Genomic DNA, 25,316 nt, shown 5'->3' on the forward strand with positions numbered 1-25,316 from the left:
GGGCCCGGGTGCGCACACGTCTGCTCCCGCTGCTCATCGTGCTGATGGCGGCCGTCCTGCTCGCGCTCGGCGTCCCCCTCGCCGTCAGCGTGGCCGCCGCCCAGCAGCAGAAGGTCGTCGTGGACCGGATCGACGACACCGCGCGGTTCGCGGCCCTCGCCCAGTTCGTCGACGGCACCACCGTCGTCTCACGGCCCGTGCGCACGGACGACCGGCAGGAGACCCTGCACCGCGAACTCATCAGCTACTACGAGGTGTACGGCATCCGCGCGGGCGTCTTCTACCGCAACGCGTCCTCCATGGCCAACGCGCCCGACGACTGGGTGCTGCCGAAGACGGGCGAGGTGCGCGCCGCCTACGACGAGGCACTGCTCAGCCGGCGCAGCCACGACCCGCAGCAGGTCTGGCCCTGGCAGCGCAACCGGCTCGTGGTGGCCTCGCCGGTGATCCGCGACGGCGATGTCCTTGCCGTGGTGGTCACCGACTCGCCCACCGGGCCGATGCGGTCACGGACCCTGCGCGGCTGGCTGCTGATCGGCGCCGGCGAGAGCGCCGCGATGCTGCTCGCCGTCGGTGCGGCGCTGCGGCTGACCGGGTGGGTGCTGCGGCCCGTACGGGTGCTCGACGCCACCACCCACGCGATCGCCAGCGGCCGGCTCAAGTCCCGGGTCGCGGCGGCCGGCGGTCCGCCGGAACTCAGGCGGCTGGCCCGGGCGTTCAACGAGATGGCGGACAACGTCGAGGACGTGCTGGAGCAGCAGCGCGCGTTCGTCGCCGACGCCTCCCATCAGCTGCGCAACCCCCTGGCGGCGCTGCTGCTGCGCATCGAACTGCTCGCCCTCGAACTCCCCGAGGGCAACGAGGAGATCGCCTCGGTCCGCACCGAGGGCAAGCGGCTCGCCCACGTGCTCGACGACCTGCTCGATCTGGCCCTGGCCGAACACGCCGAGGCGGACCTGATGCTGACGGACATCGGGCGGCTGGCGGCGGAGCGGGTCGCGGCGTGGGCACCGGCCGCGACGGCGAAAGGGGTCCGGCTGAGCGGGGAGTGCCCGGCGACCACCGGGTGGGCCGACCCGATCACGCTGTCCAGTGCGCTGGACGCGGTGATCGACAACGCGGTGAAGTTCACGCCCGAGGGGGGTTCGGTGGAGGTGGGCGTCGCGGCCGACGGCGATGTGTCGACGGTCGTGGTCACCGACACCGGTCCGGGGCTGACGGACGAGGAACTCGCACGCGTGGGGGACCGGTTCTGGCGGAGCGGACGGCATCAGAACGTGAAGGGGTCGGGCCTGGGGCTGTCGATCACGCGGGCGCTGCTGGCGGCGGGCGGGGGCTCGTTGGCGTACGAGCACCATGAGCCGCGGGGGCTGCGGGTGACCGTTTCGGTGCCGCGGAGCAGGTGAGGAACCTCCTCAGGGTTTCACCGAGCGGTAGTACCGCCGTGCGCCCTCCTGGAGCGGCAACGGGTCCGTGTAGATGGCGGTGCGCAGGTCCACCAGCTGGGCCGAGTGGACGTGGGCGCCGATGTCGTCCCGGCTCTTGATGACCGTACGGGTCACCCACTCGGTGAGACGCGGATCCATGTCCTTGCGGGTCATCAGAAGGTTGGAGACCGCGATCGTCGGCACCGTCGTGCCCTGCTGCACCGACGAATAAGCCGACTCGGGCATGTTCGTCGCCCGGTAGTAGAGCGCCGCCTGGCCCTCGGAGTGCAGCTTGCTGACGAGGCTGCCGTCTATCGGCACGAACCTGAAGCTGAACTTCTCCGCGAGGTCCAGCAGACCCTTCGTGGGCAGTCCGCCCGACCAGAAGAACGCATCGATCTTGCCCTGCCGCAGCCGGTCGGGTCCGGTGTCGATGCCGTCGGCCAGCGGGGTGATGTCCTTCGCGGGGTCGATCCCCGCGGCCTTGAGCACCCGGTTGGCGATCAGCCTCACACCCGAGTCGGGCAGTCCTATCGCCACCCGCTTGTGCCGCAGCTGCGCGACGCTGGTGATGCCGGAGTCGCGTGCCACGACGAGCTGGACGTAGTCGTCGTAGAGCCGTGCCACCCCGCGCATCCGGCCGGCGCCCCGGCCTCTGTTCAGGTTGTACGTCTCCACCGCGTCGGCCGCCGCTATGGTGAAGTCCGCCTGGCCGGTCGCCACCCGCTGGACGTTCTCGTACGACCCCGCGCTCTGGATCAGCTTCACCTTCAGGCCCGGCATGTCCCGGCCCAGCTCGGTGCGCAGCCGTTTGCCGTACTCCTGGTAGACCCCGCGCAGCGTTCCCGTGCTGAAGGTGATCGTGCCGCTCGGCGGCTTCTCGCCCAGCGGCAGCAGCCACCACAGCAGCAGGCCGAACGCGACGGCGGCGGCCGCCGAGCCCCGCAGAGCGCGACGCCGGCCGACCCGGGGAAACACCTTTGACATGCGCGCGATCCTGCCAGCCGGTCCCGTTCCTGACCAGGGCCGGGCGCTCGGCGGACCGGGAGTGTCAGTGGCGGCCGCTACAGTCGTTCGCATGACCAGCTCCTTGCCCGCCTCCCTCGTCCGAGAGTTCCACCGCGCCTTCGGCCTGGACACCCGCACCACGCCGGCGGAGGTCTCCCCCGAGCTGGCCGCGCACCGGGGGGAGCTGCTCGCCGAGGAAGCCGCGGAGGTCGCCGAGGTGGCCGTCGCCGGGCCCCTCGACCGGCTCGCGCACGAACTGGCGGACGTGGTCTACGTGGCGTACGGGACCGCTCTGGTGCACGGTATCGACCTCGACGCGGTGATCGCCGAGATCCACCGGTCCAACATGAGCAAGCTGGGGCCCGACGGACAGGTCGCCCGCCGGGCCGACGGCAAGGTGCTGAAGGGTGAGCACTACCGGGCTCCGGACGTCTCGGCCGAGCTGCGCCGCCAGGGCTGGATACCGGGCGGCGAGGCCTGACCCAGGGCTCAGAGCGTGCCGCCCGCCAGCTTCCACTCGCGGTGCAGGGCGCCCAGCGGGATGCTCCGCTGCAGCACCGGCGTACCGAAGACCGACAGCTGGAGGCGCAGCGTGCCGGAGAGGTCGACACCGCCGTACAGGCTCCAGGCGCCCTGGGCGTCCGCACCCGGGGTCACGGACGCGTCGGTGACCGTGCCGGAGGCCTCGCCGCGCAGATAGGGGGCCAGGTCGGCGGTGACGCCCACGGTCCCGTAGAGGCCGACCGAGGCTTCGGCGCCCAGGGCGGTCCTGACGCTGCCGGCGGTGGTCATCGAGGTGCGCACCGGCGTGCTCGTCATGTCGGAGCTGCTCACCGGCGTCCAGCCCTGGGCCGCGCCGAAGGTGCCGCCCGCCCTGAAGTCGCCCTTGAGGCTCTGCTCCACGTCGACGGTGATCCTGCCGTCGCCGGAGATCTGGAGGTAGCAGGTCAGGTCGAGGTTGACCACGACGGGGACCGGGCCGACCTGGAGGACGGGGTCGGCGTGCAGTTCGGCGAAGGGGACGCGCAGCGGGGTGGCCGTGGCCGCCGCGGCCCGGCCCCGGACCGCCCAGCCGGAGTTCCAGTCGCCGGAGACACCGAGGTAGGCGGAGCCGGGCGCACTGCCGGTGCCCGCGCCGCCGTAGGCGAAGTGGACCTGCGGGGTGACCTGGACGAAGCCGGACACCGTGGCCGAGGCGGAGGCCGGAGCGCCCGCGGCGGTCGGGATGTCGGCGTCGACGTCCAGCCGGAGGCTGCCGAGCGGCACGGTGGCGCCCTTCGGGCCGACGCGCACGTCACCGGACCTGGCCCAGGACACCTTGACGTCGGGGAGCAGTGCGTCCACGTCGAAGGCGTCCGGGGCGACCGGCACGGTGCCCTTCGCGGTGTCGTCGCCGAGCAGGGCGTCGAGCGTGGCGGGCTCGGTCTGCACCTCGGTGCCCCCGGCGGTCTCGCCGATCACCCGGGTGACCTTGGCGAGCAGTCCGTCCGGAGCGCCGGGCGCGGGGGCGCTGGCGATCACGTCACCGACGGCGGCCTGCCCGGCCGCGGCCGACGCCGAGGGCGCGGGTGACGCCGAGGTGCCGGGTGACGCGGTCGGGGCCGCCGGCTTGCCCTTGGCGACCTCGGATATGACGGCTCGTCGGGTCCTGCCGTCGTAGGAGCTGACGGTGAGCGTGGTGCGGTGAGCCGGGCGGCCCGATCCCGGCGAACCGGTGGCCGCGGTCGGGGTCGCGGCGGGCGCGGCGGCGACGGCAAGCGCCTTGCCGTCCGTGCGGGCGGCGGCAGTGGTGTCGTCGGAGATCCGCGCGGTGTCCTGGGAGTGGTCGGCGGCGGAACTCTGGTGCTGGGGTGCGGAGCAGCCCACGGTGAGAAGGAGGGCGGTCACGGCGAAGGCGGGCAGGAGGGCATGCCCGGGCCTCGTGCGTCTGCGCAAGGTCGGTCCTGAGGGTGGGGGGTGAGGAAGAGACACCAACGGTGGTTACCGACAGGTAGAACCGGGCGGTAACTCGATGTGGCCCCGAGCATGCCACGGCCGCCGACACCTGGCCTCCACAATCCGGCCACAGCCCGACGTGACCTGAACCACGACGACTTCAGGCCGCCGTGGCCACTTCAGGGGCAGGGCCTAGGCGCCGGCCTGGCCGAGGCGCAGGTTCCAGCGGCCGGGGCCGCCCGTGACCTCCGTCGCCGCCAGTGGCGGGACGTCCACGCGCCAGAACGCCGACTCCGGAGCTCCGAGCGCGTGCAGCACCACGGCCCGTACCACCTCCGGCTCCACCACCGCGATCGTCCGGCCGGTGGTGCGGCCCGCCGTCTCCAGCCACCCGGTCACCCGCGCGCAGAACTCCCGTACCGTTTCGCCTCCGTGCGGCGCGGCCCCCGGGTCGGACAGCCAGCGGACCAGTGCCTCGGGCTCGGCGGCGCCGACCTCCTCCAGGGTCCGGCCCCGCCAGCGGCCCGCGTCCAGGCCCGACAGCGCGGGCTCCGCCACGGCGTCCAGCCCCAGTGCGGCGGCCGTCTCACGGCAGCGCACGCTGGGTGAGCTGACGGGCCGCCCGGCGGGCAGGGGCAACGCCACGGACTCCGGGTTCTCGATGGAGTCACCGTCGTCGAAGCGGGCCCGCCGCATCGAGGGGGTGATCGCCGGGGCTACGAGGACGACTCGGCAGGTCACGGGGCGGTTCCTCCTGGACGTCCATCGAGAACGGGTGCCGGACGGGCACGACAGTACGCCGTGCGGCGGCGCCGTTGTCAGTGGCGGCTGACAGGCTGGGCGTCGTGGACACTCAACGTCGTGAACTGGCGGCACGCTTCGTCGAACTGCATCGGGAGGGCTGCTTCCTGCTCCCCAACGCCTGGGACGCGGGAAGTGCCCGCGTCCTGGAGTCGGCCGGTTTCCCGGCCGTGGCCACCACCAGCGCGGGGGTGGCCTTCTCGCTGGGCCGCCCGGACCATGACTACGTCGACCCGTCGTCGGCCGGGGACCGGGTCGGCCGTACGGCCATGATCGGCCGGATCGGTGAGATCGCCGCCGAGGTACGGATCCCGGTGAGCGCGGACCTGGAGGACGGGTTCGGTGAGGCGCCCGAGACCGTGGCCGAGACCATCTCCATGACCCTCACGGCCGGAGCCGCCGGCGGCAACGTCGAGGACTTCACCGGCGACCGCTCCCGCCCGCTCTACGACCCGGAACTGTCGGCGGACCGCATCCGCGCCGCCCGGGAGGCCGTCGACACGACCGGTGAGCCGTTCGTCCTGGTCGGCCGCACCGACGTGCTGCTCACCGGAGGAAAGCTCGACGCGGCCGTCCAGCGGGCCAACGCCTACCTGGCGGCCGGCGCGGACTGCGCCTTCGTGCCGGGCGCGGCGGACGCGGAGACGATCGGCACCCTGGTGCGCGAGATCGACGGCCCGCTGAACGTGGTGATGGGCCTGACCGGCAATGCCTTCTCGCTGGCCGACCTGCGCGACCTCGGGGTGCGGCGGGTCACGGTGGGCGGCAGCATCGCCCGGGCGATGTACGCGCAGCTGCTCGGCGCGGCGAAGGAGCTGGCGGACCGGGGCACCTTCTCCTACGCCGAGCACCAGATCACACAGACGGATTTGAACGAACTCTTCCGGCGGAGGCCCGAGTCGGACCCGCCCCTGCCCGCCACGGGCTGACCCGCCCCGGGCGTCCGCCGGGTAGGTGTCCCGCCGCGGCTCGGCCGGACTCGCGCCGCCGGCGCCGGTACGCGCCGACCGGGAACACCCAGATCTCGCTGACCGCGGGGAACGGCGCGACGGCGGGCCGGAGCCGCGCGAACGCGGTACGGCAGGGCCGGTGACGGCCGGAACACGGGACCGGTCCGCGCCCTTATGGGGGCCATCGGATCAGCCGATGGCCGGGCCGGAAGCCACGGGGTTCCCGGGCGCTTGAGAACTTCCGTCACCTCACGGACGAGGCGACGGGGCGACCGGGTCGCCCCGCACTGCACATCTGAGGACATCTCATGGGATCTGTTTCTCTGACCGGACGCGTGGCCCTGCTGACCGGTGCCACCAGCGGTATCGGCGCCGCGACCGCCGCCCTGCTCGCCGAACGGGGCGCCCACGTGCTGGTCGCGGGACGGGACGCGGTGCGCGGTGACCAGGTGGTCACGGCCGTACGGGAACGCGGTGGCAAAGCCGACTTCCTGGCGGCCGAGCTGCGGGACGCCGACTCGGTACGGCAGCTGGCCGGGCGGGCCGTCGAACTGGGCGGCGGCCGGGTGGACATCCTCGTCAACAGCGCGGGCATCTTCCCGTTCGGTTCGACGGCCGACACCCCGGCCTCCGATGTGGACGCGGTCTACGACCTGAACGTGAAGGCGCCGTTCTACCTGGTCGCCGAGTTGGCACCGGGCATGGCCGAGCGCGGGCAGGGCGCGATCGTCAATGTCAGCACGATGGTCGCCGAGTACGGCGTCGCGGGCATGGCGCTGTACGGGTCGAGCAAGGCGGCGGTCAACCTGCTGACCAAGGCATGGGCCGCCGAGTTCGGCCCGCGGGGCGTGCGGGTGAACGCCGTGGAGCCCGGCCCGACCCGTACCGAGGGCACGGCCGCCATGGGCGACGCCCTCGACGCCCTGGCAGCACAGGCGCCCGCCGGCCGGCCCGGCGAGCCAGGGGAGATCGCCGAGGCGATCGCCTACCTGGCGAGCGACGCGGCCGGCTTCGTACAGGGCGCGATCCTGCCGGTCGACGGCGGCCGCACGGCCGTCTGACATCCGGGAGCGGACGCGTCCCACGTCGGTGCCGGCGACGCGTGATTCACTCCCGTACCGCCCGGTCCAGGGCCGTGATGAAGCGGCCCAGGTCGCGGCGGCGGGAGTCGGACGGCCACACCGCCCAGGTGCGGCGCACCAAGGGGTGGCCGATCAGCGGTGACCAGGTCACGTGGCCGGGCAACGGCTGCGGCCAGCCCGGCGGAGCCAGTGCGAAGGCCTGTCCGGAGGCGACGGCGGCCAGCTTCACGTCGGCGATCAGCGCCTGACCGTCGGGCGCCTCCGGACCGAGATCGAGACCGTGCCCGCGCAGGATCGCGGTCAGCTCGTCGAACCAGGCGGGGCTTCCGGCCCGCGGGAACCCGACCCAGCGCAGTGTGCCGAGCGCGTCGAGCGGGATGCCGTCGGGCCCGGCCAGCTCGGCGGCCTGGTCGGCGGCGATCAGTACGCCGAGCTTCTCCCGTACGACGAGGAGCGCGTCGAACTCCGGCCCCGACGGCCGCTCGCGGAGGAAGCCGACATCTAGCTCACCGGCGCGCAGCGCGGTCAGCTGTTCGGCCGTGGACAGGTGCCGAGCCTGTACCCGCGTCTCCGGATGCGCCTCGGCGAGTTCGGCGAGCGCCGCGTCGAGCAGCCCGGACGCCAGCTCAAGAGGGATGCCGATGCGTAGCGCTCCGCCGCCCGGACCCGCGTATTCAGCCATCACGCGCAGCGCCCGATCGTGTTGGGCGAGCACCGCTCGTGCCTCGCCGGCCAGCGCCGTTCCCGCCTCGGTGGCCCGCACCCCGCCGTGTCCGCGTACCAGCAGCCGCACACCCAGCTGCCGTTCCAGCCCGCTGATCGTCTGGGACAGGGCGGGCTGACTCAGATGCAGCCGCCGGGCGGCAGCGGACAGCCCGCCCTCCTCCACCACCGCCACGAACGCCCGCAGCTCCCGCAACTCCATGCCGCCATGCCATCACGCCCGCCGACGAGAGTCACGCGCCGGACAGAGGGCCGGGCCGGCGGCGTCGGTGCGGCGCCGGGGCCCCGGCGCCGGCAGCCGACGGGCCCCGCCGGGTCGGGTGTGACCCGGCAGGGCCCGTCGGGCGGTGGGGATGTGGGGGATACGGGGTCCGAGGGAGATGGGTTCGACGCCCGTGCCGCCGGATCTGCTACCAGCCGACGGCGACCACCAGCCACTGCGGGTCGGCGTGGGAGATGAAGGAGGACTGGCCCGACACGTCGTCGTAGGGGAAGCCGTAGGCGAGGTGGTTGATGGCGTTGTCGTGCCAGAACCTGGCGTAGTAGTTCGCCGGGGCCGCCGTGTAGAACCTGGCCGGGTCGGACTGCTGGGAGGCCGGCAGGGTGGCGACATGGCGGTTGAGGGCGGCGCACATGTCCGGGTTTCCCGCCAGGGAGGCCGCGCAGCCGAAGATGTCGGAGGTGGCCGCGGTCACGCCCACCGACTGGGCGTAGGAGGTGAAATAGTTCGCGTTGGCACCGCCCGCGCGGAAGCTCGGGTCGCTGCCGGGGGCGATGATCCGGTACGGCGCCTGGGTCTGGGCCAGTACGTCGAACTGGGAGGGTACCGCGTCGGCGAATCGCTGGAACGTGGCGGCGCGGTCCTCGGCGAAGGTCTGCCGGTTCTCGCCGACCTCGACGTCGTAGCCGTCCTTGCTGTGCAGACGCATGGCCAGCTTCAGGCCGAAGGCGTCGACCCGGGTGGTGTTGCCGTTGAAGACGTTGTTGCCGACCGTGAACTCGATGAAGTCGTAGTACGCACTGGTGGGTGAGCCGAGGTAGAAGTACATGCGGCCGGCGGAGTTGGCCGGCATGTCGAGGTAGGGCTGCTCGGCGATGGAGTGCGTCTGGCCGTTGAAGCTCCAGTACACCTGGCTGTCGGGGTACTTGCCGTTGGTGCGGTTGAGGATCTTCACCTCGACGGCATTGTGCGCCGCCGGGATGTCGGCGGTGCTGCCCCAGAAGTCGTCCGGAGGGGTGGTGGACCCGGGGCCGTAGACCTGGAACTCCCACAGGGAGTAGCCGTACGGGGTGGCCCGCGCGGTGCCGTAGAGGCGGACGTAACGGCCGCTGCCGGTGATCGTCAGGTTCTGGGTGCCGCCGGTGGCGGTGCTGGTGGAGTGGACGGTGGTCCAGGTGGCGGCGTCGGTGGAGGTCTGGATCTGGAAGGCGGTCGCGTAGGCGGCCTCCCAGGTCAGGGTGACCCGGCTGAGCTGCTGGACGGATCCGAGGTCGACCTGGAGCCACTGCGGGTCGGAGAAGGCCGACGACCAGCGGGTGCCGGTGTTGCCGTCGACCGCCGCACTCGCGGGGAAGGACGCGTTCTCGGTCGACGAGGCGGTCGCCGGTCTGCCCTGGGACAGCAACTGGTCCGCGGCGTGCGCGGGGGACGGCGCGAGGACCGCGAAGAAGGCGGCGATCAGGACGACGGCCAGGCCGAGAGCCGCGCGGGGGCGTACGGCGCCGGCCGGTGGTCTGCGGGTGGGGGCGCCTGCGGAACTCTGCATGCGATGTCTCCTCAAGCCGTTTCGGCGTGTGTGGGGATGGAGCAACAGCAGTCATGAGAGCGCTCCCTCGGGTTGTAGACCCACCGATGTGCACCGTCAACAACTGAAGCCGAAATCAATGCAGTTGCCACCCGTCGACTTCTCGGCGCTGATCCGGCAGCTGGTGTGGCGCAGCACGCGCGCCCAGCCTTCAGTTCCCGACCGTTCGGACGGCTCCGGATCTCCCGCTTCTACAACCCTTGACATGACCGGTATGGACCTTCGCCCGCCGTCCCGCGGGCGCCCGAGGAGATCACGAGAGGGCCGTGGCCGTGTCGCCCGGGCCCGGCCGGAACCGGCCGGTGCGCCGGATCCCGCGCCGACACGCACCGTGGGCGCCGCGGGCACCGCGGGCGGCGTCCCGGAGCGACCGCGGGCCGATGCCGTGCGCGGCATGAGCGACGATGCCGGGGTGGGGCACTGAGAAGACCGCCTACCCTTTAGGCATGACCAGCAACAGCGACCGGAGCCCGGCAGTGGACCCTCGTTCATCTAAAACCTACGAAATCCGCACCTACGGGTGCCAGATGAACGTCCACGACTCCGAGCGATTGTCCGGGCTGCTGGAGGGCGCGGGGTACGTGCGCGCGCCCGAGGGGGCGGACGGCGATGCCGACGTCGTCGTCTTCAACACCTGCGCCGTCCGGGAGAACGCCGACAACCGGCTCTACGGCAACCTCGGCCGCCTCGCCCCGATGAAGACGAAGCGCCCCGGCATGCAGATCGCGGTCGGCGGCTGCCTCGCCCAGAAGGACCGCGACACCATCGTGAAGAGGGCCCCCTGGGTCGACGTCGTCTTCGGTACGCACAACATCGGCAAACTGCCGGTCCTCCTGGAGCGCGCCCGGGTGCAGGAGGAGGCGCAGGTCGAGATCGCCGAGTCGCTGGAGGCCTTCCCCTCCACGCTGCCGACCCGGCGCGAGAGCGCGTACGCGGCCTGGGTGTCGGTCTCCGTGGGCTGCAACAACACCTGCACCTTCTGCATCGTCCCGGCCCTGCGCGGCAAGGAGAAGGACCGGCGCACCGGCGACATCCTGGCCGAGATCGAGGCGCTGGTCGGTGAGGGCGTCTCCGAGATCACCCTGCTCGGCCAGAACGTCAACGCGTACGGCTCCGACATCGGCGACCGCGAGGCCTTCAGCAAGCTGCTGCGCGCCTGCGGGGGCATCGAGGGCCTGGAGCGGGTGCGCTTCACCTCCCCGCACCCCCGTGACTTCACCGACGACGTGATCGCCGCCATGGCCGAGACGCCGAACGTGATGCCGCAGCTGCACATGCCGCTGCAGTCCGGTTCGGACACCGTGCTCAAGGCGATGCGCCGCTCCTACCGGCAGGACCGGTACCTCGGGATCATCGAGAAGGTCCGGGCCGCCATCCCGCACGCCGCGATCACCACGGACATCATCGTGGGCTTCCCCGGCGAGACAGAGGAGGACTTCGAGCAGACCATGCACGTGGTCCGCGAGGCCCGCTTCACCCAGGCCTTCACCTTCCAGTACTCCAAGCGGCCCGGCACCCCGGCCGCCACCATGGAGAACCAGATCCCCAAGGAGGTCGTCCAGGCGCGCTACGAGCGTCTCGTCGCCCTCCAGGAGGAGATCTCCTGGGACGAGAACAAGAAGCAGGTCGGCCGCACCCTGGAGCTGATGGTCGCCGAGGGCGAGGGCCGCAAGGACGGCGCCACCCACCGTCTGTCCGGCCGCGCCCCCGACAACCGCCTGGTCCACTTCACCAAGCCCGACCAGGAGGTCCGGCCCGGCGACGTCGTCACGGTCGAGATCACCTACGCGGCCCCGCACCACCTCCTCGCCGAGGGCGCCGTCCTGGACGTGCGCCGCACCCGCGCGGGCGACGCCTGGGAGAAGCGCAACGCCGCCGAGGCGGCCAAGCCCGCGGGCGTACTGCTCGGGCTGCCGAAGATCGGCGTACCCGAGCCGCTGCCGGTGGCCGCGGGGAGCGGCTGCGGCTGCGACTGACCGACGGGAGCGCGCCCGACGTGCAGGTCCTCGCCATGACCGGTGTGCGTGGCGCGCAGATCGGGGGCTGACCCCGGGCGGCCGTCGCCCGCTACCCTGCCGATCATGCTTGTCGCCGCAGCAGTCTGCCCCTGCCCGCCGCTCCTCGTGCCCGAGGTCGCCGCGGGTGCCGCCCCCGAGCTGGACACCGCCCGGGACGCCTGTGCCGACGCGCTGGGCGTGCTCGCCGCGGCCCGGCCCGACCTGCTCGTGGTGGTCGGGCCCGCGGAGAAGTCCGGGCGGGGCGTGTTCCCGCAGGGCAGCCGGGGATCCTTCCGGGGCTTCGGCGTCGACGTCGACGTACGGCTGGGCAGCGGCGAGGCCGGTGAGCGGGAGCTGCCGCCCTCGCTCGCCGTCGGGGCCTGGCTGCTGGCGCGCACCGGCTGGGCCGACGCGCCGATCGAGGGGCTGGGCGTGGGCGAGCCCCTGGAGGCCGAGCGGTGCGTGCGTACCGGCCGGGAGATCGCCGGCCGGGCCGCGCGGGTGGCGATGCTGGTCATGGGCGACGCCAGCGCCTGCCGCACTCTCAAGGCGCCCGGCTACCTCGACGAGCGGGCGGCCCCCTTCGACGCCGAGGCGGCCCGTGCGCTCGGCACCGCCGACCTCGCAGCGATCATGGACCTGGACGCCGACCTGGCCTGCCGGCTCAAGGCATCGGGCCGGGCTCCCTGGCAGGTCCTGGCCGGCGCGGCCGAGGGCGCGGGCCTCGCCGGTGCACTGCTCCACGACGACGCGCCCTACGGGGTCTGCTACCTCGTGGCCACCTGGTCCTGAACGCCCCGGGAAACGGCGGACGGCCGGGAGTCGGGTGACTCTCGGCCGTCCGCCGATCTGCGTGGTGCGCCCGGCTCAGGGAGCCGGTGGCCGGTCCTCCGGCCGGGTCGGGGCGGTGGGCTCGTCCGGGTGCACAAACCGGTCCATGGCGTCCTTGGCCCTGCCCGTACCCGTCTGGATCTTGTCGCTGTACTTGCCCTTGGTCTTCTCGTCGACGACCCGCGCGGCCTTGTCGATGCCGTGCTGGAGCTTGTCGATCTTGTCCTCGTGCTGCTGCGCGAGATCAGAGACCCGGTCCCTGGCCGGGCCGAGCTTGGCCTTCAAATTGTCCAAAAGACCCATGGCTACCTTCCCTGTGGCTTCCCTCGCGGGCCGCTATGTGCGGGCGCCCTCGCCGACCTCGTTGTCGGCGGCCTCCTTGGCGGACTGCTGCTGGGGGATCTCGGTGCTCTCGGCGCCGGTGGCCGCGACGGGTTCGGGTGTGGTCCGTGCCGCCACGCTCCCGCCGCCGTCCTCACCGGGCCCCTTCGCCACCGAGGCCCCGGCCGCCTCCTCCGCCATGTTCTCCGCCGCGCCCTCCGGTGCGTTCTCCGTCGCGAACCCGTCCGGCTCGGCGGTGGCCGGTGCCTCGGTGTCCGGCTCCTCCGTGACCTTCGGCTTCTTTCCGAGGAACCGTGCAAAAACGCCCATATCCACTCCATACGTTACTCGTGCGAGCGAAATCCCGCGTGACCCGGTGCGTCCGTTTGCGCCACCGCGGTCACCGCCTTTCTTCGGCGGCGGGAACCTCGCAACGGGCAACGAAGGCGGACACGGACTGTCACGTAACTCGTTCGAGAGCCGCCGCCGAGGTTTGCGAGACTGGTGCGGTGAGCAGCGCACCCCCCGCCCCCCGTGTCATCGCCGTCGTCGGCCCCACCGCGGCCGGAAAGTCCGACCTCGGCGTCTTCCTGGCCCAACGGCTCGGCGGCGAGGTCGTCAACGCCGACTCCATGCAGCTGTACCAGGGGATGGACATCGGCACCGCCAAGCTGACGCCCGAGGAGCGCGCCGACGTCCCGCACCACCTGCTCGACGTCTGGGACGTGACCGTCACGGCCTCCGTCGCCGAGTACCAGCGGCTCGCCCGGGCCCGCATCGACGCGCTGCTCGCCGAGGGCCGCTGGCCGATCCTGGTCGGCGGTTCCGGGCTCTACATCCGCGGTGCCGTCGACAACCTGGAGTTCCCCGGCACCGACCCCGAGGTCAGGGCCCGTCTGGAGGAGGAACTCGCACTGCGCGGCTCCGGTGCCCTGCACGCCCGGCTGTGCGCCGCCGACCCGGAGGCGGGCCGCGCCATCCTGCCCAGTAACGGCCGCCGTATCGTCAGGGCCCTGGAGGTGATCGAGATCACCGGCCGGCCCTTCACCGCCAACCTGCCCGGCCACGACTCGGTCTACGACACCGTCCAGATCGGCGTGGACGTGGCCCGCGCCGAGCTCGACGAGCGCATCGCCCTGCGTGTCGACCGGATGTGGGAGGCCGGGCTCGTGGACGAGGTGCGCGCCCTGGAGGCGCGGGGGCTGCGCGAGGGCCGTACGGCGTCGCGTGCGCTCGGCTACCAGCAGGTCCTCGCGGCGCTCGCCGGGGAGTGCACGGAAACGCAGGCGCGCACGGAGACCGTCCGTGCCACCAAGCGCTTCGCGCGCCGGCAGGATTCGTGGTTCAGGCGCGACCCCCGGGTGCACTGGTTGAGTGGGGCCGCAGCGGACCGCGAGGAACTTCCGCGGCTGGCTCTGGCGTTGCTCGAACGACCGGTCACAGCCTGATCACGTCCTGGCATCGGGATGCGCCACCGGTCATCGGGGCCTCCGGCGCCGTGCCATCATCGAGCTTCGATCGCAAGTGGAGTCCTAGTTGGGAGGGCGCGTGGCGATGGAGGCCGGCCCTCGCGACACCGCACGAGACACCGAGCACGTCGTCGTGGAACCGGGTGATCCGGACGAGGGCGAGGACCGACTGACACCGGACGGTCCGGACGACACGGTGGGCGGCGGGGTGACCGCCGACGGCCCGGAGCCGGAGGAGATGTTCACCAGCGGCCCCGAGGTCGAGGTGGAGCTCCGCCCGCAGCGGCGGCTGCGCCTGTGGCAGCTGGCTCCGATCGTGGGTCTGGCCGCGGTGGGCTCCCTGATGTTCGCCTTCCCGCTGGCCTTCGACTTCGGCGACAGCGGCGCGGTGATCGCGATGCTGGGTCTGCTGATCTGCTCCTGCGCGGCCGGCTGGGGCATGATGGCGGCGCGCCGGGTGGGCTACACCCTGCCGGGCTTCCCGGTGAAGGGCTCGGGCCGCAGGCCCGACTGGCGCGTGGTGATCGGTTACGTGGCTCTGGTCGCGATCGTGGTCGTCCTGGCCGTGTGGCGAGTGGCGCGACTGCGCTGAGGCGCCCCCTGGCGGGCGCGGGGCCGTCTCGGGCCACGGCCGCGCCGGGTGGGGGCACGTTCAGCCCCCGCCGACCCGCGGCCGGACCACCACGCAGCGCTCCCGTACCCTCGAAGGATGCGCATCCCCTTCCTCAAGGGCCACGGCACCGAGAACGACTTCGTGATCGTTCCGGACCCGGACAACGCCCTGGACCTCACCCCGGCCGCCGTGGCCGCCCTGTGCGACCGCCGGTCAGGCATCGGCGCGGACGGCGTGCTGCACGTCGTACGGAGCGCCGCGCACCCCGAGGCCAAGGGGATGGCCGCCGACGCGGAGTGGTTCATGGACTACCGCAACGGCGACGGCTCGATCGCCGAGATGTGCGGCAACGGCGTCCGCGTCTTCGCCCGCTACCTCCAGCACGCAGGCCAGGTCACGGAGGGCGACGTCGCCGTCGCCACCCGCGGTGGTGTGAAGGCCGTCCACATCGCCAAGGAGGGCGACATCACGGTCGGCATGGGCCACGCCCGGCTGCCCGAGGGCGAGGTCACGGTGAGCGTCGGCGACCGCACCTGGCCGGCCCGGAACGTGAACATGGGCAACCCGCACGCCGTCGCCTTCGTCGCGGACCTCGCGGACGCCGGCGACCTCTACACGCCGCCGCCCTTCAGCCCGCCCTCGGCCTACCCCGACGGGGTCAACGTCGAGTTCGTCGTCGACCGCGGCCCCCGTCACGTCGCGATGCGCGTGCACGAGCGCGGCTCCGGCGAGACCCGCTCCTGCGGCACCGGCGCCTGCGCGGTCGCCGTGGCCACCGCCCGCCGCGACGGCACCGACCCGGCCGTTTCCGGAACCCCGGTGACGTACACCGTGGATGTGCCCGGCGGACGCCTCGTCATCACGGAACGGCCCGACGGCGAGATCGAGATGACCGGGCCCGCCGTGATCGTGGCCGAGGGCGGGATCGACGCCGAATGGCTGGAAAACGCCGCCCGCTGAACCGGTTGGACGACGTGAACCGTGGTCCGGGCCGTCGTACAACACCCGGATCCACGGCCCGTGTTGCCTCTGGTGGCAGGAAACATCGGCCACCCCCCGAACAGGTGGCGCAAAAACGTAAACCTCCAAGTCGTCGCTCGAATGGGTGATCCGTTTCACGCTCGGCGGGAGGCGGTCAGTCGGGCGTGTTGGGCTCGGTAGCATCAAGCACCGGCACGGACGGGGGAACGTCACCAATCCCTGAGCCATGTATGCCCTGGGGCCCAGTCCGCCGGTCACGAGCCGGAGGTGCCCATGAGTGCGGAGGCCACGAACCCTGCGACGCCCGGACCTGTAGTGCCCACAGCGGCCCGCAGGAAGGCCCGCCCACGGATCGACCTGCGCCGGCTCGGCCGGGCGGCGCTGCTCGGCAACGCGGCCCGCGGCAAACTCCCCGACGCCATCGGCCATGTCGCGGAGGCCCACCGCGCCCACTACCCCGACGCCGACCTGGAACCCCTGCGGCGTGCCTACGTACTGGCCGAGTCCTCGCACCGCGGCCAGATGCGCAAGAGCGGTGAGCCCTACATCACCCACCCCCTCGCGGTCACCCTGATCCTCGCCGAACTGGGCGCCGAGACCACGACCCTGACGGCCTCACTGCTCCACGACACCGTCGAGGACACCGACGTGACCCTCGACCAGGTGCGGGAGCAGTTCGGCGAGGAGGTCCGTTATCTGGTCGACGGGGTGACGAAACTCGAGAAGGTCGACTACGGGGCCGCCGCCGAACCCGAGACGTTCCGCAAGATGCTCGTCGCCACCGGCAGCGACGTCCGGGTGATGTCGATCAAGCTCGCCGACCGGCTGCACAACATGCGCACCCTCGGTGTGATGCGCCCCGAGAAGCAGGAGCGCATCGCCAAGGTCACCCGTGACGTCCTCATCCCGCTCGCCGAACGGCTCGGCGTGCAGGCACTGAAGACCGAGCTGGAGGACCTGGTCTTCGCCATCCTGCACCCCGAGGAGTACACCCGCACCAGGGATCTGATCGCCGAGAACGCGGCCCGCGCCGACGACCCCCTCGCCGAGATCTCCGACGAGGTGCGCGGGGTGCTGCGCGAGGCCGACATCCCCGCCGAAGTGCTCATCCGGCCACGGCACTTCGTCTCCGTCCACCGCGTCAGCCGCAAACGCGGCGAACTGCGCGGCGCCGACTTCGGCCGGCTGCTGGTGCTGGTCAACGAGGACGCGGACTGTTACGCCGTCCTCGGTGAACTGCACACCTGTCTGACCCCGGTCGTCTCGGAGTTCAAGGACTTCATCGCCGTACCGAAGTTCAACCTCTACCAGTCGCTGCACACGGCGGTCGCCCGTGCCGACGGGCAGGTCGCCGAAGTCCTCATCCGCACCCACCAGATGCACAAGGTCGCCGAGGCCGGCGTCGTCGCCCTCGGCAACCCCTACGCCCCGGCCGCCGACGCGGCCGTCTCCGACGCCCCGGCCGACGGCGAGCGCGCCGACCCGACGCGTCCCGGCTGGCTCTCCCGCCTCCTCGACTGGCAGAAGGCCGCCCCCGACACCGACACCTTCTGGTCCACCCTCCGCGAGGACCTCGCCCAGGACCGCGAGATCACCGTCTTCCGCCCGGACGGCGGCACCCTCGGCCTGCCCGAGGGCGCCACCTGCGTCGACGCCGCCTACGCCCAGTACGGCGAGGACGCGCACGCCTGCATCGGCGCCCGGGTCAACGGCCGTCTGGCCACCCTCAGCACCGTCCTCAAGGACGGCGACACCGTCCAGCTGCTGATGGGCCAGGACCCGGCCTCCGAACCCTCCCGGGAGTGGCTGGAGCACGCGCACACGCCCGCCGCGCGCATCGCGATCCAGCGCTGGCTGGCCACCCATCCGGACAGCGCCGAAGAACCCCACGCCCCGGTGACCGTACCCTCGCGCCCGGCCCCGGAGCCCCAGGCCGTCACGCCGCGCACCGCCAGCGCCGTGGTCGTCGACCGGCCCGACGCGACCGTACGGCTGGCCGGCTGCTGCACCCCCGTACCGCCCGACGAGGTCACCGGCTTCGCGGTGCGCGGCGGAGTGGTCACCGTGCACCGGGTGGCCTGCGCCTCGGTGGCCCACATGAAGGGCACCGGCCGGCCCGAGACCGTCGTCAGCTGGGGCGACAGCACCGCCTGCCGGGTCACCCTGGTCGCCGAATCGTTCGGTCGTCCGCATCTGCTCGCCGACCTCACCGAGGCGATGGCCCAGGAGGGCGCCGAGATCGTCTCGGCGACCGTCGAACCCCCCACCCAGCAGCGGGTCCGCCACACGTACACCGTCGAACTGCCCGACGCGGCCCACCTCCCCGCCCTGATGCGTGCGATGCGCAACGTGGCCGGGGTGTACGACGTGGACCGAGCGCAACACCAGTAAGTACCCGTTCGAGTGGATTAGGTGGGCCGCGTCGCCGTGACCCGGTAGCGCGCTGGTAGCGGTGATCCATGTCGCTCACCCTCCGCGCCCGTCGGCCCCGGCGCCGGCACGCCGCGCTGCTCGCTTCCGCCGTCTCCGTCGCCCTGCTCGGCGCGAGCGCCCCGCCGGCGCCGCTGGGCATCGGCGACCGGCTCTTCCCGTACCTCGGAAACCCGGGGTACGACGTGGCGTCGTACGACCTCTCCTTCACCTATCCCGGCAGCAACGACAAGCCGCTCCAGGCCGTCACCACCATCGACGCCTGGGCCACCACCGACCTGGACCGGATCAACCTGGACTTCGCGCACGGCAAGGTCGAGTCCGTGCAGGTCGACGGCCGGGCCGCCACCTTCGACAGCGCCGGTGAGGACCTGGTCGTCACCCCGGACCAGCCGCTGCGGCGGGGCGGCTGGACGCGGATCACCGTCAAGCACACCAGCGACCCGGTGGCGGCCAAGGGCCAGGACGGCGGCTGGGTGCAGACCACCGACGGGCTCGCCATGGCCAACCAGGCCGACGCCGCCCACCTGGTCTTCCCGTGCAACGACCACCCGTCCGACAAGGCGATGTTCACCTTCCACGTCACCGCCCCGAACGGCTACACCGCGGTCGCCAACGGCCTGCGCACCGAGTCCGTCCGGGTTGGCGGGCAGACCACCTGGACCTACCGCCCCCAGCACCCCATGGCCACCGAACTGGCCCAGGTCTCCATCGGCCGCTCCGCCGTACTGCACCGCACCGGACCGCACGGCCTCCCCGTCCGGGACGTCGTCCCGAGCGCCGACGCCAAGAAACTGGAGCCGTGGCTCGCCAAGACCCCGGACCAGATCGCCTGGCTGGAGGGCAAGGTCGGGACCTACCCCTTCGAGACGTACGGCGTGCTCATGGCGCAGGCGTCAACCGGCTTCGAACTGGAGACCCAGACTCTCTCCCTCTTCGAGAAGGGTCTGTTCACCGAACCCGCGTATCCCAAGTGGTACATCGAGTCGATCATGGTGCACGAGCTGTCCCACCAGTGGTTCGGCGACAGCGTCAGCCCGCGCGTCTGGTCGGACGTCTGGCTGAACGAGGGCCACGCCACCTGGTACGAGGCGCTGTACGCGGAGGAGAAGGGCAAGCAGCCCATGATCAACCGCATGAAGGCCGCCTACGGCGCCTCCGACCGCTGGCGCGCCGCCGGCGGGCCGCCCGCCCGGCCCAAGGTCCCCGTCCCCGGCCAGAAGATCAGCATCTTCCGCCCCGGCATCTACGACGGCGCCGCCCTCGCCCTCTACGCCCTGCGCCAGGAGATCGGCAGACCCGCCTTCGAGCGGCTGGAGCGGATCTGGGTACAGCGCCACAAGGACGCCAGTGCCACCACCGCCGACTACGTCCAGCTCGCCTCCGCCGTCGCCAACCGCGACCTCACCGGCTTCTTCGACGCCTGGCTGTACGGCGAGAAGACCCCGCCGATGCCCGGCCACCCGGACTGGAAGCAGACCCCGGCACCGGCCAAACACACCAGGAAGTGACCGCCGGGCGACCCCCCGAATAACACGGTGCCGCACGAGTGCGTACCGTGCGACCATCATGAGGTCGGCACCGTACGGGTCACGGGGAATCTCCCGGGGTACTCGTACGTTGAGAAAGTGAACGCCGATTTCGGCATCCCAGCTACGTAAGGACCCAATGACCTCCTCTTCTTCCCCTTCCCAGGACACCAGGCGCCTCGCGCAGGACTACCCCGAAGGTCTTCGGGCCGATGCCCTGATGGAAGAGGACGTCGCCTGGAGCCACGAGATCGACGGAGAGCGGGACGGCGACCAGTTCGACCGCTCCGAGCGCGCGGCCCTGCGCCGCGTGGTGGGCCTCTCCACCGAACTCGAGGACGTCACCGAGGTCGAGTACCGACAGCTGCGCCTGGAGCGGGTCGTGCTGGTCGGGGTGTGGACCACGGGCACCGTGCAGGACGCGGACAACTCCCTCGCGGAGCTGGCCGCCCTCGCCGAGACGGCGGGCGCGCTGGTGCTCGACGGTGTCATCCAGCGCCGCGACAAGCCCGACGCGGCGACCTACATCGGCTCCGGCAAGGCCCTGGAGCTGCGCGACATCGTCGTCGAGACGGGCGCGGACACCGTCATCTGCGACGGTGAGCTGAGCCCGGGCCAGCTGATCCAGCTGGAGGACGTCGTCAAGGTCAAGGTCATCGACCGGACCGCCCTGATCCTGGACATCTTCGCCCAGCACGCCAAGTCCCGGGAGGGCAAGGCGCAGGTCGCGCTCGCGCAGATGCAGTACATGCTGCCGCGACTGCGCGGCTGGGGTCAGTCGCTGTCCCGGCAGATGGGCGGCGGCTCGGGCGGCGGCCTCGCCACCCGTGGCCCCGGTGAGACCAAGATCGAGACGGACCGGCGGCGGATCCGCGAGAAGATGGCGAAGATGCGCAGGGAGATCGCGGAGATGAAGACCGGCCGCGACATCAAGCGCCAGGAGCGCAAGCGCCACAAGGTGCCGTCCGTCGCCATCGCGGGCTACACCAACGCGGGCAAGTCCTCCCTGCTCAACCGCCTCACCGGCGCAGGTGTCCTGGTCGAGAACGCCCTGTTCGCGACCCTGGACCCGACGGTCCGCCGCGCGGAGACCCCGAGCGGCCGGCTCTACACGCTGGCCGACACCGTCGGCTTCGTGCGCCATCTGCCCCACCACCTGGTCGAGGCGTTCCGCTCCACGATGGAGGAGGTCGGCGACGCCGACCTGATCCTGCACGTGGTCGACGGCTCGCACCCGGTGCCGGAGGAGCAGCTGGCCGCCGTGCGCGAGGTGATCAGGGACGTCGGTGCCACCGACGTACCCGAATTCGTGGTGATCAACAAGGCGGACGCGGCGGACCCCCTGGTCCTCCAGCGGCTGCTGCGCAACGAGAAGCGCTCCATCGCTGTCTCGGCCCGCACCGGCCAGGGCATCCAGGAACTGCTCGCCCTGATCGACGACGAGCTGCCCCGCCCGTCGGTCGAGATCGAGGCGCTCGTCCCCTACACCCACGGCAAGCTGGTCGCCCGCGCCCACAACGAGGGCGAGGTCCTCTCCGAGGCGCACACCGCCGAGGGCACCCTGCTCAAGGTCCGGGTCCACGAGGAACTCGCGGCGGAACTGACGCCGTACGTGGCGGCTCCGGCTGCGTGACAGGCCGTAGCGAATGGGCCGCCCCCCTTTTTCGGGGGCGGCCCATTCGCCTGCCTGGGGGCGCGGGGAACCGTGCGGTCGACCACGATGACGAGTGACCCGCCGACGCACCTCGTCCATCGCGGCGCGAGGGCGGGACTCACCCCCTCACCGATCAGCGAACTCCTTGCTGACCCCCTCGTACACGCCCTTGGCCACGTCACCGAACCGCGGCCCGGCCAGCCACCCCGAACCCACCGGTCCGATCGACGTGTTGGACACCAGCGCCGCCTTCCCGTCGGCACCCGTCTCCACCCAGCCGCCGCCCGACGCCCCGCCGGTCATCGTGCAACCGATCCGGTACATCGTCGGCGCCGACGCATCCACCGACAGCCGCCCCGGCTTGTCCGCGCACTGGTACAGCAGCGACCCGTCGTACGGCTTCGCCGCCGGATACCCGGTGGCCGTGATGCGCGACACCTTCGGCACGGCCGGACCGGCGAAGTTCACCGGAAGCGCCGAACCGACCGTCTCCTCAAGGGACTTGCCGCCACTGCCCTGCTCCGGTGTCACATGGATCACGGCGTAGTCGTACGACGCGCCGTCGCCGCCCGTCTCCCCGCCCTGGTCGATCCACTGCTGCGAGGTCTGCGCCCCGTCACCCCACCAGACCCCGTACGGCGCTATCCGGGAGCGCGTCGCCTGGGTGAGCGCGGTGCCCGTCAGCCCCTGATCGTTGTACGACGGCACGAACGCGATGTTGCGGTACCAGCCGCCGTTCTTGCCGGCGTGTACACAATGGCCCGCCGTCCACACCAGGTTGGACTTGCCCGGGTGTGCCGGGTCCTCCACCACCGTCGCCGAGCAGACCATCGTGCCCTCGGGGGAGTCGAAGAACACCTTCCCCGCGGTGGCCGCGTTGGCGTGGTACGCCGGCCGCACGGCCTTCGCCTCGACCGGGTCCGGCGTCGGGTCCGTCACCCCCTGGTCACCCGAGAGGTCGTTGTCGTCGACGCCCTTGTCCTTGTCCGGGTCGTCGGCGTCCCGCATCCGGTCCGGGTCCCACAGGCCCTTGATGATGGGGTTGATGAAGTCGTTGGCCTCGCGCAGCCAGTCGTCCCTGTTCCAGTTCCGCCAGGCGCCGTTCTTCCACTTGTCGACGTCGATCCCGTGCTCTTTGAGCTTGTTCTTGATGTCGTCCGGGATCTTGATCTTGCCGTCGCCGGTGTCGGCCGTGGCGGACGCGGCCGCCGGGCCGCCCGCGTTGTCGTCGCCGGAGCTGTCGCAGGCGGTGGCGGTCAGTGCCAGCGCCGAAGCGAGGGCGACGGCCGCCAGCGCCCGGGGCGCGCCCCTTCGACGGGTGAACGACGGCCGGATGGATCGCATGCTGGTGACTCCCCCTGTCGGTAAGGAACTTCAGCGTCACACTATGCGGTCGCTGTGCGGGCCCACCCATGGAAGGGCAACGGTTTCGCTACGGGCGGGCCGGGCACTGTCCCTCGTGCTCCGCCCGGCGCACCAGCCCCGCCGGGGCGCTGTCATCGCCGTGCAGGGCGTGCCGCGAGAGCGGCCCACCGCGGCCCTGGTGCTCTCCGGTACCACCCCGCGGCACGCCCGCGGCACCTGGGTCGAACTGGCCTCCCGGCGCAGACTTCGGCGCGTTTCGGAGGCGACGGCCACGCCGAGGGCGGCGGGGGCGCGAGCCGGTCACCTACCGCATGCCACCGCCGACCGTCTGCCTGCCGCGCCGGCGGACCAGTGGGCCGGGTGCGGACGCCCACGCTCGGAGCGGATGCGCACGCTCGCAGCGGAGACGGCCCGTCGGTACCCGCGTCTTCGTCGGGCGCCGCGCCGGGGCCGGCGCCGGTGTTCGTCGGTCCGGTCTCGGCAAGGATCTTGAGGCAACCCGTAACCCGTCGGCCGGTCGAGGGTTGGTAGCGGTGGGGGTCCCGCTGCCTGTGCCCGGTGCCCACCGATCAACTCGCCTCTGGACAGCGGGGAGGACAGCGAGCCGTGGCCGTTACGGAGTCGGTGACCGGGGAGACGTCCGGGGGAGCGCACGAGGCGCACGAGGGGATCCTGAGACGTCAATCGTCGCGCGAGTCGCGGGCGCGGACGTATGCGCGCGCCCTCCCCATCGTGCCGGTGCGGGCTCGCGGCCTGACCATCGAGGGCGCGGACGGCCGCCGCTACCTGGACTGCCTCTCCGGCGCCGGTACCCTCGCGCTCGGCCACAACCACCCGGTCGTGCTGGAGGCGATCCGCAAGGTCCTCGACTCCGGCGCCCCGCTCTCCGTCCTCGACCTCGCCACTCCCGTCAAGGACGCCTTCATCACCGAACTGTTCCGGACCCTGCCGCCCGGCCTCGCGGATCGCGCCCGCGTGCAGTTCTGCGGGCCCGCCGGGACGGACGCCGTCGAGGCCGCCTTCAAACTGGTCCGAGCCGCGACCGGCCGCACCGGCATCCTGGCCTTCACCGGCGCCTACCACGGCATGACCAGCGGCGCGCTGGCCGCCTCCGGCGGGGCCTGCGACGTACGGGTCGCCCGGCTGCCCTACCCCCAGGACTACCGCTGCCCATTCGGTGTCGGCGGTCCGGGCGGCGCCGAACTCGCCGCCCGCTGGACCGAGTCCGTCCTCGACGACCCCAAGTCCGGCGTCCCCTTGCCCGCCGGGATGATCCTCGAACCCGTCCAGGGCGAGGGCGGCGTGATTCCGGCACCCGACGACTGGCTCCGGCGGATGCGACGGCTCACCGCGGACCGCTCCATCCCGCTCATCGCGGACGAGATTCAGACCGGGGTGGGCAGGACCGGCGCTTTCTGGGCCGTCGAGCACAGCGGGGTCACCCCCGACGTGATGGTCCTTTCCAAGGCCATCGGCGGCAGCCTCCCGCTCGCCGTCGTCGTCTACCGCGACGACCTCGACGTCTGGGAACCCGGCGCCCACGCGGGCACGTTCCGCGGCAACCAACTCGCCATGGCCGCCGGCACGGCCACCCTCGCCCACGTCCGGGAGAACGGTCTCGCCGAACGCGCGGGCCGGCTCGGCTCCCGCATGCTCTCCCATCTGCGGACCCTGCAATCGGAGTTCGCGTGCGTCGGCGATGTGCGGGGGCGTGGGCTGATGATCGGGGTGGAACTGGTGGACCCGGAGCGAGACCGGGGTCCGGGGGTCGCGCAGGACGGATACGCACGGGCCGTGGCGGAGGACGAGTGGCGCGTGGGGGCCCCGCGGGACGGTGAGGGCGCGGTGAGCGGGAGGGACGGTGCGGGCCGGCACCGGCCGCTTCCGGCCGCTCCCGAACTGGCCACCGCGGTGCAGCGCGCATGTCTGGACCGCGGACTGATCGTCGAGCTCGGCGGTCGCCACGCCGGTGTCGTACGGCTCCTGCCGCCCCTGACCATCACCGACGAACAGGCCACCGCCGTCCTGGACCGCCTCGCCGACGCCGTGGCCGCGGTGGCCCGCGACCCGGCCGCCCACGGCGTCGGACTGCCCCGCCGGCCCGACGGCCGCAAGGAGCCGGCCGGCTAGCCCGCCCACCCGGAGCAGGCCGACCGGCCGCCGGCCCCGAGACGGACGAGCCGAACGGCCCGCTCGGAGGGGACCGGCCCCCCGGACCACGTGGACGGCGCACCCCACCGAACCCTGCCCGGCCGACCCGCACTCCGGTGCTCCCGGACCGCCGTGAACAGGCCGGCTGCCCGCCGCCGAACCGAATCAGCCGCCCGATGTGCGCGAACCGAGCGGCCCGACCCGACCGGGCCGCGCCTGAAACCCCACATCGTCCACCCCTCTC

21 protein-coding genes are annotated in these 25,316 nt (G+C 72.3%); 13 read left to right on the plus strand and 8 right to left on the minus strand.

What is annotated here, in order from left to right:
- Positions 1-8 precede the first annotated feature (8 nt).
- Positions 9-1,406 (plus strand): sensor histidine kinase, encoded by a 1,398-nt coding sequence (locus tag ACZ4O3_RS00195; protein ID WP_467720633.1) that lies wholly within the window; start codon positions 9-11, stop codon positions 1,404-1,406.
- 9 nt (positions 1,407-1,415) lie between these two features.
- On the opposite strand, the gene ACZ4O3_RS00200 is transcribed toward ACZ4O3_RS00195, so the two are convergent.
- Complete coding sequence (locus ACZ4O3_RS00200) at positions 1,416-2,414, minus strand: TAXI family TRAP transporter solute-binding subunit (protein WP_467720634.1); 999 nt, start codon at positions 2,412-2,414, stop codon at positions 1,416-1,418.
- Positions 2,415-2,505: 91 nt separating this feature from the next.
- Between ACZ4O3_RS00200 and ACZ4O3_RS00205 the strand changes: the two genes are divergently transcribed.
- On the plus strand, positions 2,506-2,916 hold the full coding sequence (locus ACZ4O3_RS00205) for a pyrophosphohydrolase domain-containing protein (protein ID WP_467720635.1): 411 nt from the start codon (positions 2,506-2,508) through the stop codon (positions 2,914-2,916).
- An 8-nt stretch (positions 2,917-2,924) separates the two neighbouring features.
- On the opposite strand, the gene ACZ4O3_RS00210 is transcribed toward ACZ4O3_RS00205, so the two are convergent.
- Together ACZ4O3_RS00210 and ACZ4O3_RS00215 are read right to left on the minus strand one after the other, a co-directional pair.
- The gene (locus ACZ4O3_RS00210) at positions 2,925-4,370 is read right to left on the minus strand and encodes a hypothetical protein (RefSeq protein WP_467720636.1); all 1,446 of its coding nucleotides are present in this window, start codon (positions 4,368-4,370) and stop codon (positions 2,925-2,927) included.
- Positions 4,371-4,562: 192 nt separating this feature from the next.
- Positions 4,563-5,111 carry a histidine phosphatase family protein gene (locus tag ACZ4O3_RS00215; protein WP_467720637.1) on the minus strand — a complete coding sequence of 183 codons (549 nt, stop codon included), beginning with the start codon at positions 5,109-5,111 and terminating at the stop codon, positions 4,563-4,565.
- A 104-nt stretch (positions 5,112-5,215) separates the two neighbouring features.
- Here ACZ4O3_RS00215 and ACZ4O3_RS00220 point away from each other — a divergent pair, with 104 nt between their 5' ends.
- Positions 5,216-6,100: an isocitrate lyase/PEP mutase family protein gene (locus tag ACZ4O3_RS00220; RefSeq protein WP_467720638.1), complete on the plus strand. Its 885-nt coding sequence runs from the start codon at positions 5,216-5,218 to the stop codon at positions 6,098-6,100.
- A 329-nt stretch (positions 6,101-6,429) separates the two neighbouring features.
- On the plus strand, positions 6,430-7,182 hold the full coding sequence (locus ACZ4O3_RS00225) for an SDR family NAD(P)-dependent oxidoreductase (RefSeq protein WP_467720639.1): 753 nt from the start codon (positions 6,430-6,432) through the stop codon (positions 7,180-7,182).
- 46 nt (positions 7,183-7,228) lie between these two features.
- On the opposite strand, the gene ACZ4O3_RS00230 is transcribed toward ACZ4O3_RS00225, so the two are convergent.
- Together ACZ4O3_RS00230 and ACZ4O3_RS00235 are read right to left on the minus strand one after the other, a co-directional pair.
- Positions 7,229-8,128, minus strand: coding sequence for a LysR family transcriptional regulator (locus ACZ4O3_RS00230; protein WP_467720640.1), 900 nt, complete (start codon positions 8,126-8,128; stop codon positions 7,229-7,231).
- Between the two features lie 208 nt (positions 8,129-8,336).
- Positions 8,337-9,692 carry a beta-1,3-glucanase family protein gene (locus ACZ4O3_RS00235; RefSeq protein WP_467720641.1) on the minus strand — a complete coding sequence of 452 codons (1,356 nt, stop codon included), beginning with the start codon at positions 9,690-9,692 and terminating at the stop codon, positions 8,337-8,339.
- A gap of 485 nt (positions 9,693-10,177) precedes the next feature.
- Here ACZ4O3_RS00235 and miaB point away from each other — a divergent pair, with 485 nt between their 5' ends.
- Together miaB and ACZ4O3_RS00245 are read left to right on the plus strand one after the other, a co-directional pair.
- Positions 10,178-11,707: a tRNA (N6-isopentenyl adenosine(37)-C2)-methylthiotransferase MiaB gene (gene miaB / locus ACZ4O3_RS00240; RefSeq protein ID WP_384993140.1), complete on the plus strand. Its 1,530-nt coding sequence runs from the start codon at positions 10,178-10,180 to the stop codon at positions 11,705-11,707.
- A 105-nt stretch (positions 11,708-11,812) separates the two neighbouring features.
- Positions 11,813-12,520 carry a class III extradiol dioxygenase subunit B-like domain-containing protein gene (locus ACZ4O3_RS00245; RefSeq protein ID WP_467720642.1) on the plus strand — a complete coding sequence of 236 codons (708 nt, stop codon included), beginning with the start codon at positions 11,813-11,815 and terminating at the stop codon, positions 12,518-12,520.
- A 75-nt stretch (positions 12,521-12,595) separates the two neighbouring features.
- Here the strand turns inward: ACZ4O3_RS00245 and ACZ4O3_RS00250 are convergent, their stop codons facing one another.
- Together ACZ4O3_RS00250 and ACZ4O3_RS00255 are read right to left on the minus strand one after the other, a co-directional pair.
- The gene (locus tag ACZ4O3_RS00250) at positions 12,596-12,862 is read right to left on the minus strand and encodes an antitoxin (RefSeq protein WP_384993134.1); all 267 of its coding nucleotides are present in this window, start codon (positions 12,860-12,862) and stop codon (positions 12,596-12,598) included.
- A gap of 33 nt (positions 12,863-12,895) precedes the next feature.
- Positions 12,896-13,210 (minus strand): hypothetical protein, encoded by a 315-nt coding sequence (locus ACZ4O3_RS00255; RefSeq protein ID WP_467720643.1) that lies wholly within the window; start codon positions 13,208-13,210, stop codon positions 12,896-12,898.
- Between the two features lie 179 nt (positions 13,211-13,389).
- Between ACZ4O3_RS00255 and miaA the strand changes: the two genes are divergently transcribed.
- From miaA to hflX, 6 genes are all read left to right on the plus strand, one after another.
- Positions 13,390-14,328, plus strand: a complete 939-nt coding sequence (gene miaA / locus ACZ4O3_RS00260) for a tRNA (adenosine(37)-N6)-dimethylallyltransferase MiaA (protein ID WP_467720644.1) — start codon at positions 13,390-13,392, stop codon at positions 14,326-14,328.
- A 106-nt stretch (positions 14,329-14,434) separates the two neighbouring features.
- A complete protein-coding gene (locus ACZ4O3_RS00265) occupies positions 14,435-14,941 on the plus strand; it encodes a hypothetical protein (protein ID WP_362720928.1) in 507 nt (168 codons plus the stop codon).
- 117 nt (positions 14,942-15,058) lie between these two features.
- On the plus strand, positions 15,059-15,922 hold the full coding sequence (gene dapF, locus ACZ4O3_RS00270; RefSeq protein ID WP_467720645.1) for a diaminopimelate epimerase: 864 nt from the start codon (positions 15,059-15,061) through the stop codon (positions 15,920-15,922).
- A 294-nt stretch (positions 15,923-16,216) separates the two neighbouring features.
- A complete protein-coding gene (locus tag ACZ4O3_RS00275; protein ID WP_467720646.1) occupies positions 16,217-18,334 on the plus strand; it encodes a RelA/SpoT family protein in 2,118 nt (705 codons plus the stop codon).
- A gap of 68 nt (positions 18,335-18,402) precedes the next feature.
- Positions 18,403-19,884, plus strand: a complete 1,482-nt coding sequence (locus ACZ4O3_RS00280; RefSeq protein ID WP_362729570.1) for a M1 family metallopeptidase — start codon at positions 18,403-18,405, stop codon at positions 19,882-19,884.
- Positions 19,885-20,041: 157 nt separating this feature from the next.
- Positions 20,042-21,535, plus strand: coding sequence for a GTPase HflX (gene hflX, locus ACZ4O3_RS00285; protein WP_362729572.1), 1,494 nt, complete (start codon positions 20,042-20,044; stop codon positions 21,533-21,535).
- A 147-nt stretch (positions 21,536-21,682) separates the two neighbouring features.
- Here the strand turns inward: hflX and ACZ4O3_RS00290 are convergent, their stop codons facing one another.
- A complete protein-coding gene (locus ACZ4O3_RS00290; protein WP_467720647.1) occupies positions 21,683-22,900 on the minus strand; it encodes a trypsin-like serine peptidase in 1,218 nt (405 codons plus the stop codon).
- Between the two features lie 627 nt (positions 22,901-23,527).
- On the opposite strand from ACZ4O3_RS00290, the gene ACZ4O3_RS00295 reads away from it, so the two are divergent.
- Positions 23,528-25,051 (plus strand): diaminobutyrate--2-oxoglutarate transaminase family protein, encoded by a 1,524-nt coding sequence (locus ACZ4O3_RS00295; RefSeq protein ID WP_467720648.1) that lies wholly within the window; start codon positions 23,528-23,530, stop codon positions 25,049-25,051.
- Positions 25,052-25,316: the final 265 nt, after the last annotated feature.

This window comes from Streptomyces sp. NPDC026515, from assembly GCF_055567595.1.

Excerpts from the sequence above, each read along its gene's own strand:
- ACZ4O3_RS00200 (WP_467720634.1), bottom strand. The coding sequence starts at position 2,414 with ATGTCAAAGGTGTTTCCCCGGGTCGGCCGGCGTCGCGCTCTGCGGGGC.
- ACZ4O3_RS00205 (WP_467720635.1), top strand. The coding sequence starts at position 2,506 with ATGACCAGCTCCTTGCCCGCCTCCCTCGTCCGAGAGTTCCACCGCGCC.
- ACZ4O3_RS00225 (WP_467720639.1), top strand. The coding sequence starts at position 6,430 with ATGGGATCTGTTTCTCTGACCGGACGCGTGGCCCTGCTGACCGGTGCC.
- ACZ4O3_RS00230 (WP_467720640.1), bottom strand. The coding sequence starts at position 8,128 with ATGGAGTTGCGGGAGCTGCGGGCGTTCGTGGCGGTGGTGGAGGAGGGC.
- ACZ4O3_RS00235 (WP_467720641.1), bottom strand. The coding sequence starts at position 9,692 with ATGCAGAGTTCCGCAGGCGCCCCCACCCGCAGACCACCGGCCGGCGCC.
- miaB (WP_384993140.1), top strand. The coding sequence starts at position 10,178 with ATGACCAGCAACAGCGACCGGAGCCCGGCAGTGGACCCTCGTTCATCT.
- ACZ4O3_RS00245 (WP_467720642.1), top strand. The coding sequence starts at position 11,813 with ATGCTTGTCGCCGCAGCAGTCTGCCCCTGCCCGCCGCTCCTCGTGCCC.
- ACZ4O3_RS00250 (WP_384993134.1), bottom strand. The coding sequence starts at position 12,862 with ATGGGTCTTTTGGACAATTTGAAGGCCAAGCTCGGCCCGGCCAGGGAC.
- ACZ4O3_RS00255 (WP_467720643.1), bottom strand. The coding sequence starts at position 13,210 with ATGGGCGTTTTTGCACGGTTCCTCGGAAAGAAGCCGAAGGTCACGGAG.
- ACZ4O3_RS00265 (WP_362720928.1), top strand. The coding sequence starts at position 14,435 with ATGGAGGCCGGCCCTCGCGACACCGCACGAGACACCGAGCACGTCGTC.
- dapF (WP_467720645.1), top strand. The coding sequence starts at position 15,059 with ATGCGCATCCCCTTCCTCAAGGGCCACGGCACCGAGAACGACTTCGTG.
- ACZ4O3_RS00275 (WP_467720646.1), top strand. The coding sequence starts at position 16,217 with ATGAGTGCGGAGGCCACGAACCCTGCGACGCCCGGACCTGTAGTGCCC.
- ACZ4O3_RS00280 (WP_362729570.1), top strand. The coding sequence starts at position 18,403 with ATGTCGCTCACCCTCCGCGCCCGTCGGCCCCGGCGCCGGCACGCCGCG.
- hflX (WP_362729572.1), top strand. The coding sequence starts at position 20,042 with ATGACCTCCTCTTCTTCCCCTTCCCAGGACACCAGGCGCCTCGCGCAG.
- ACZ4O3_RS00290 (WP_467720647.1), bottom strand. The coding sequence starts at position 22,900 with ATGCGATCCATCCGGCCGTCGTTCACCCGTCGAAGGGGCGCGCCCCGG.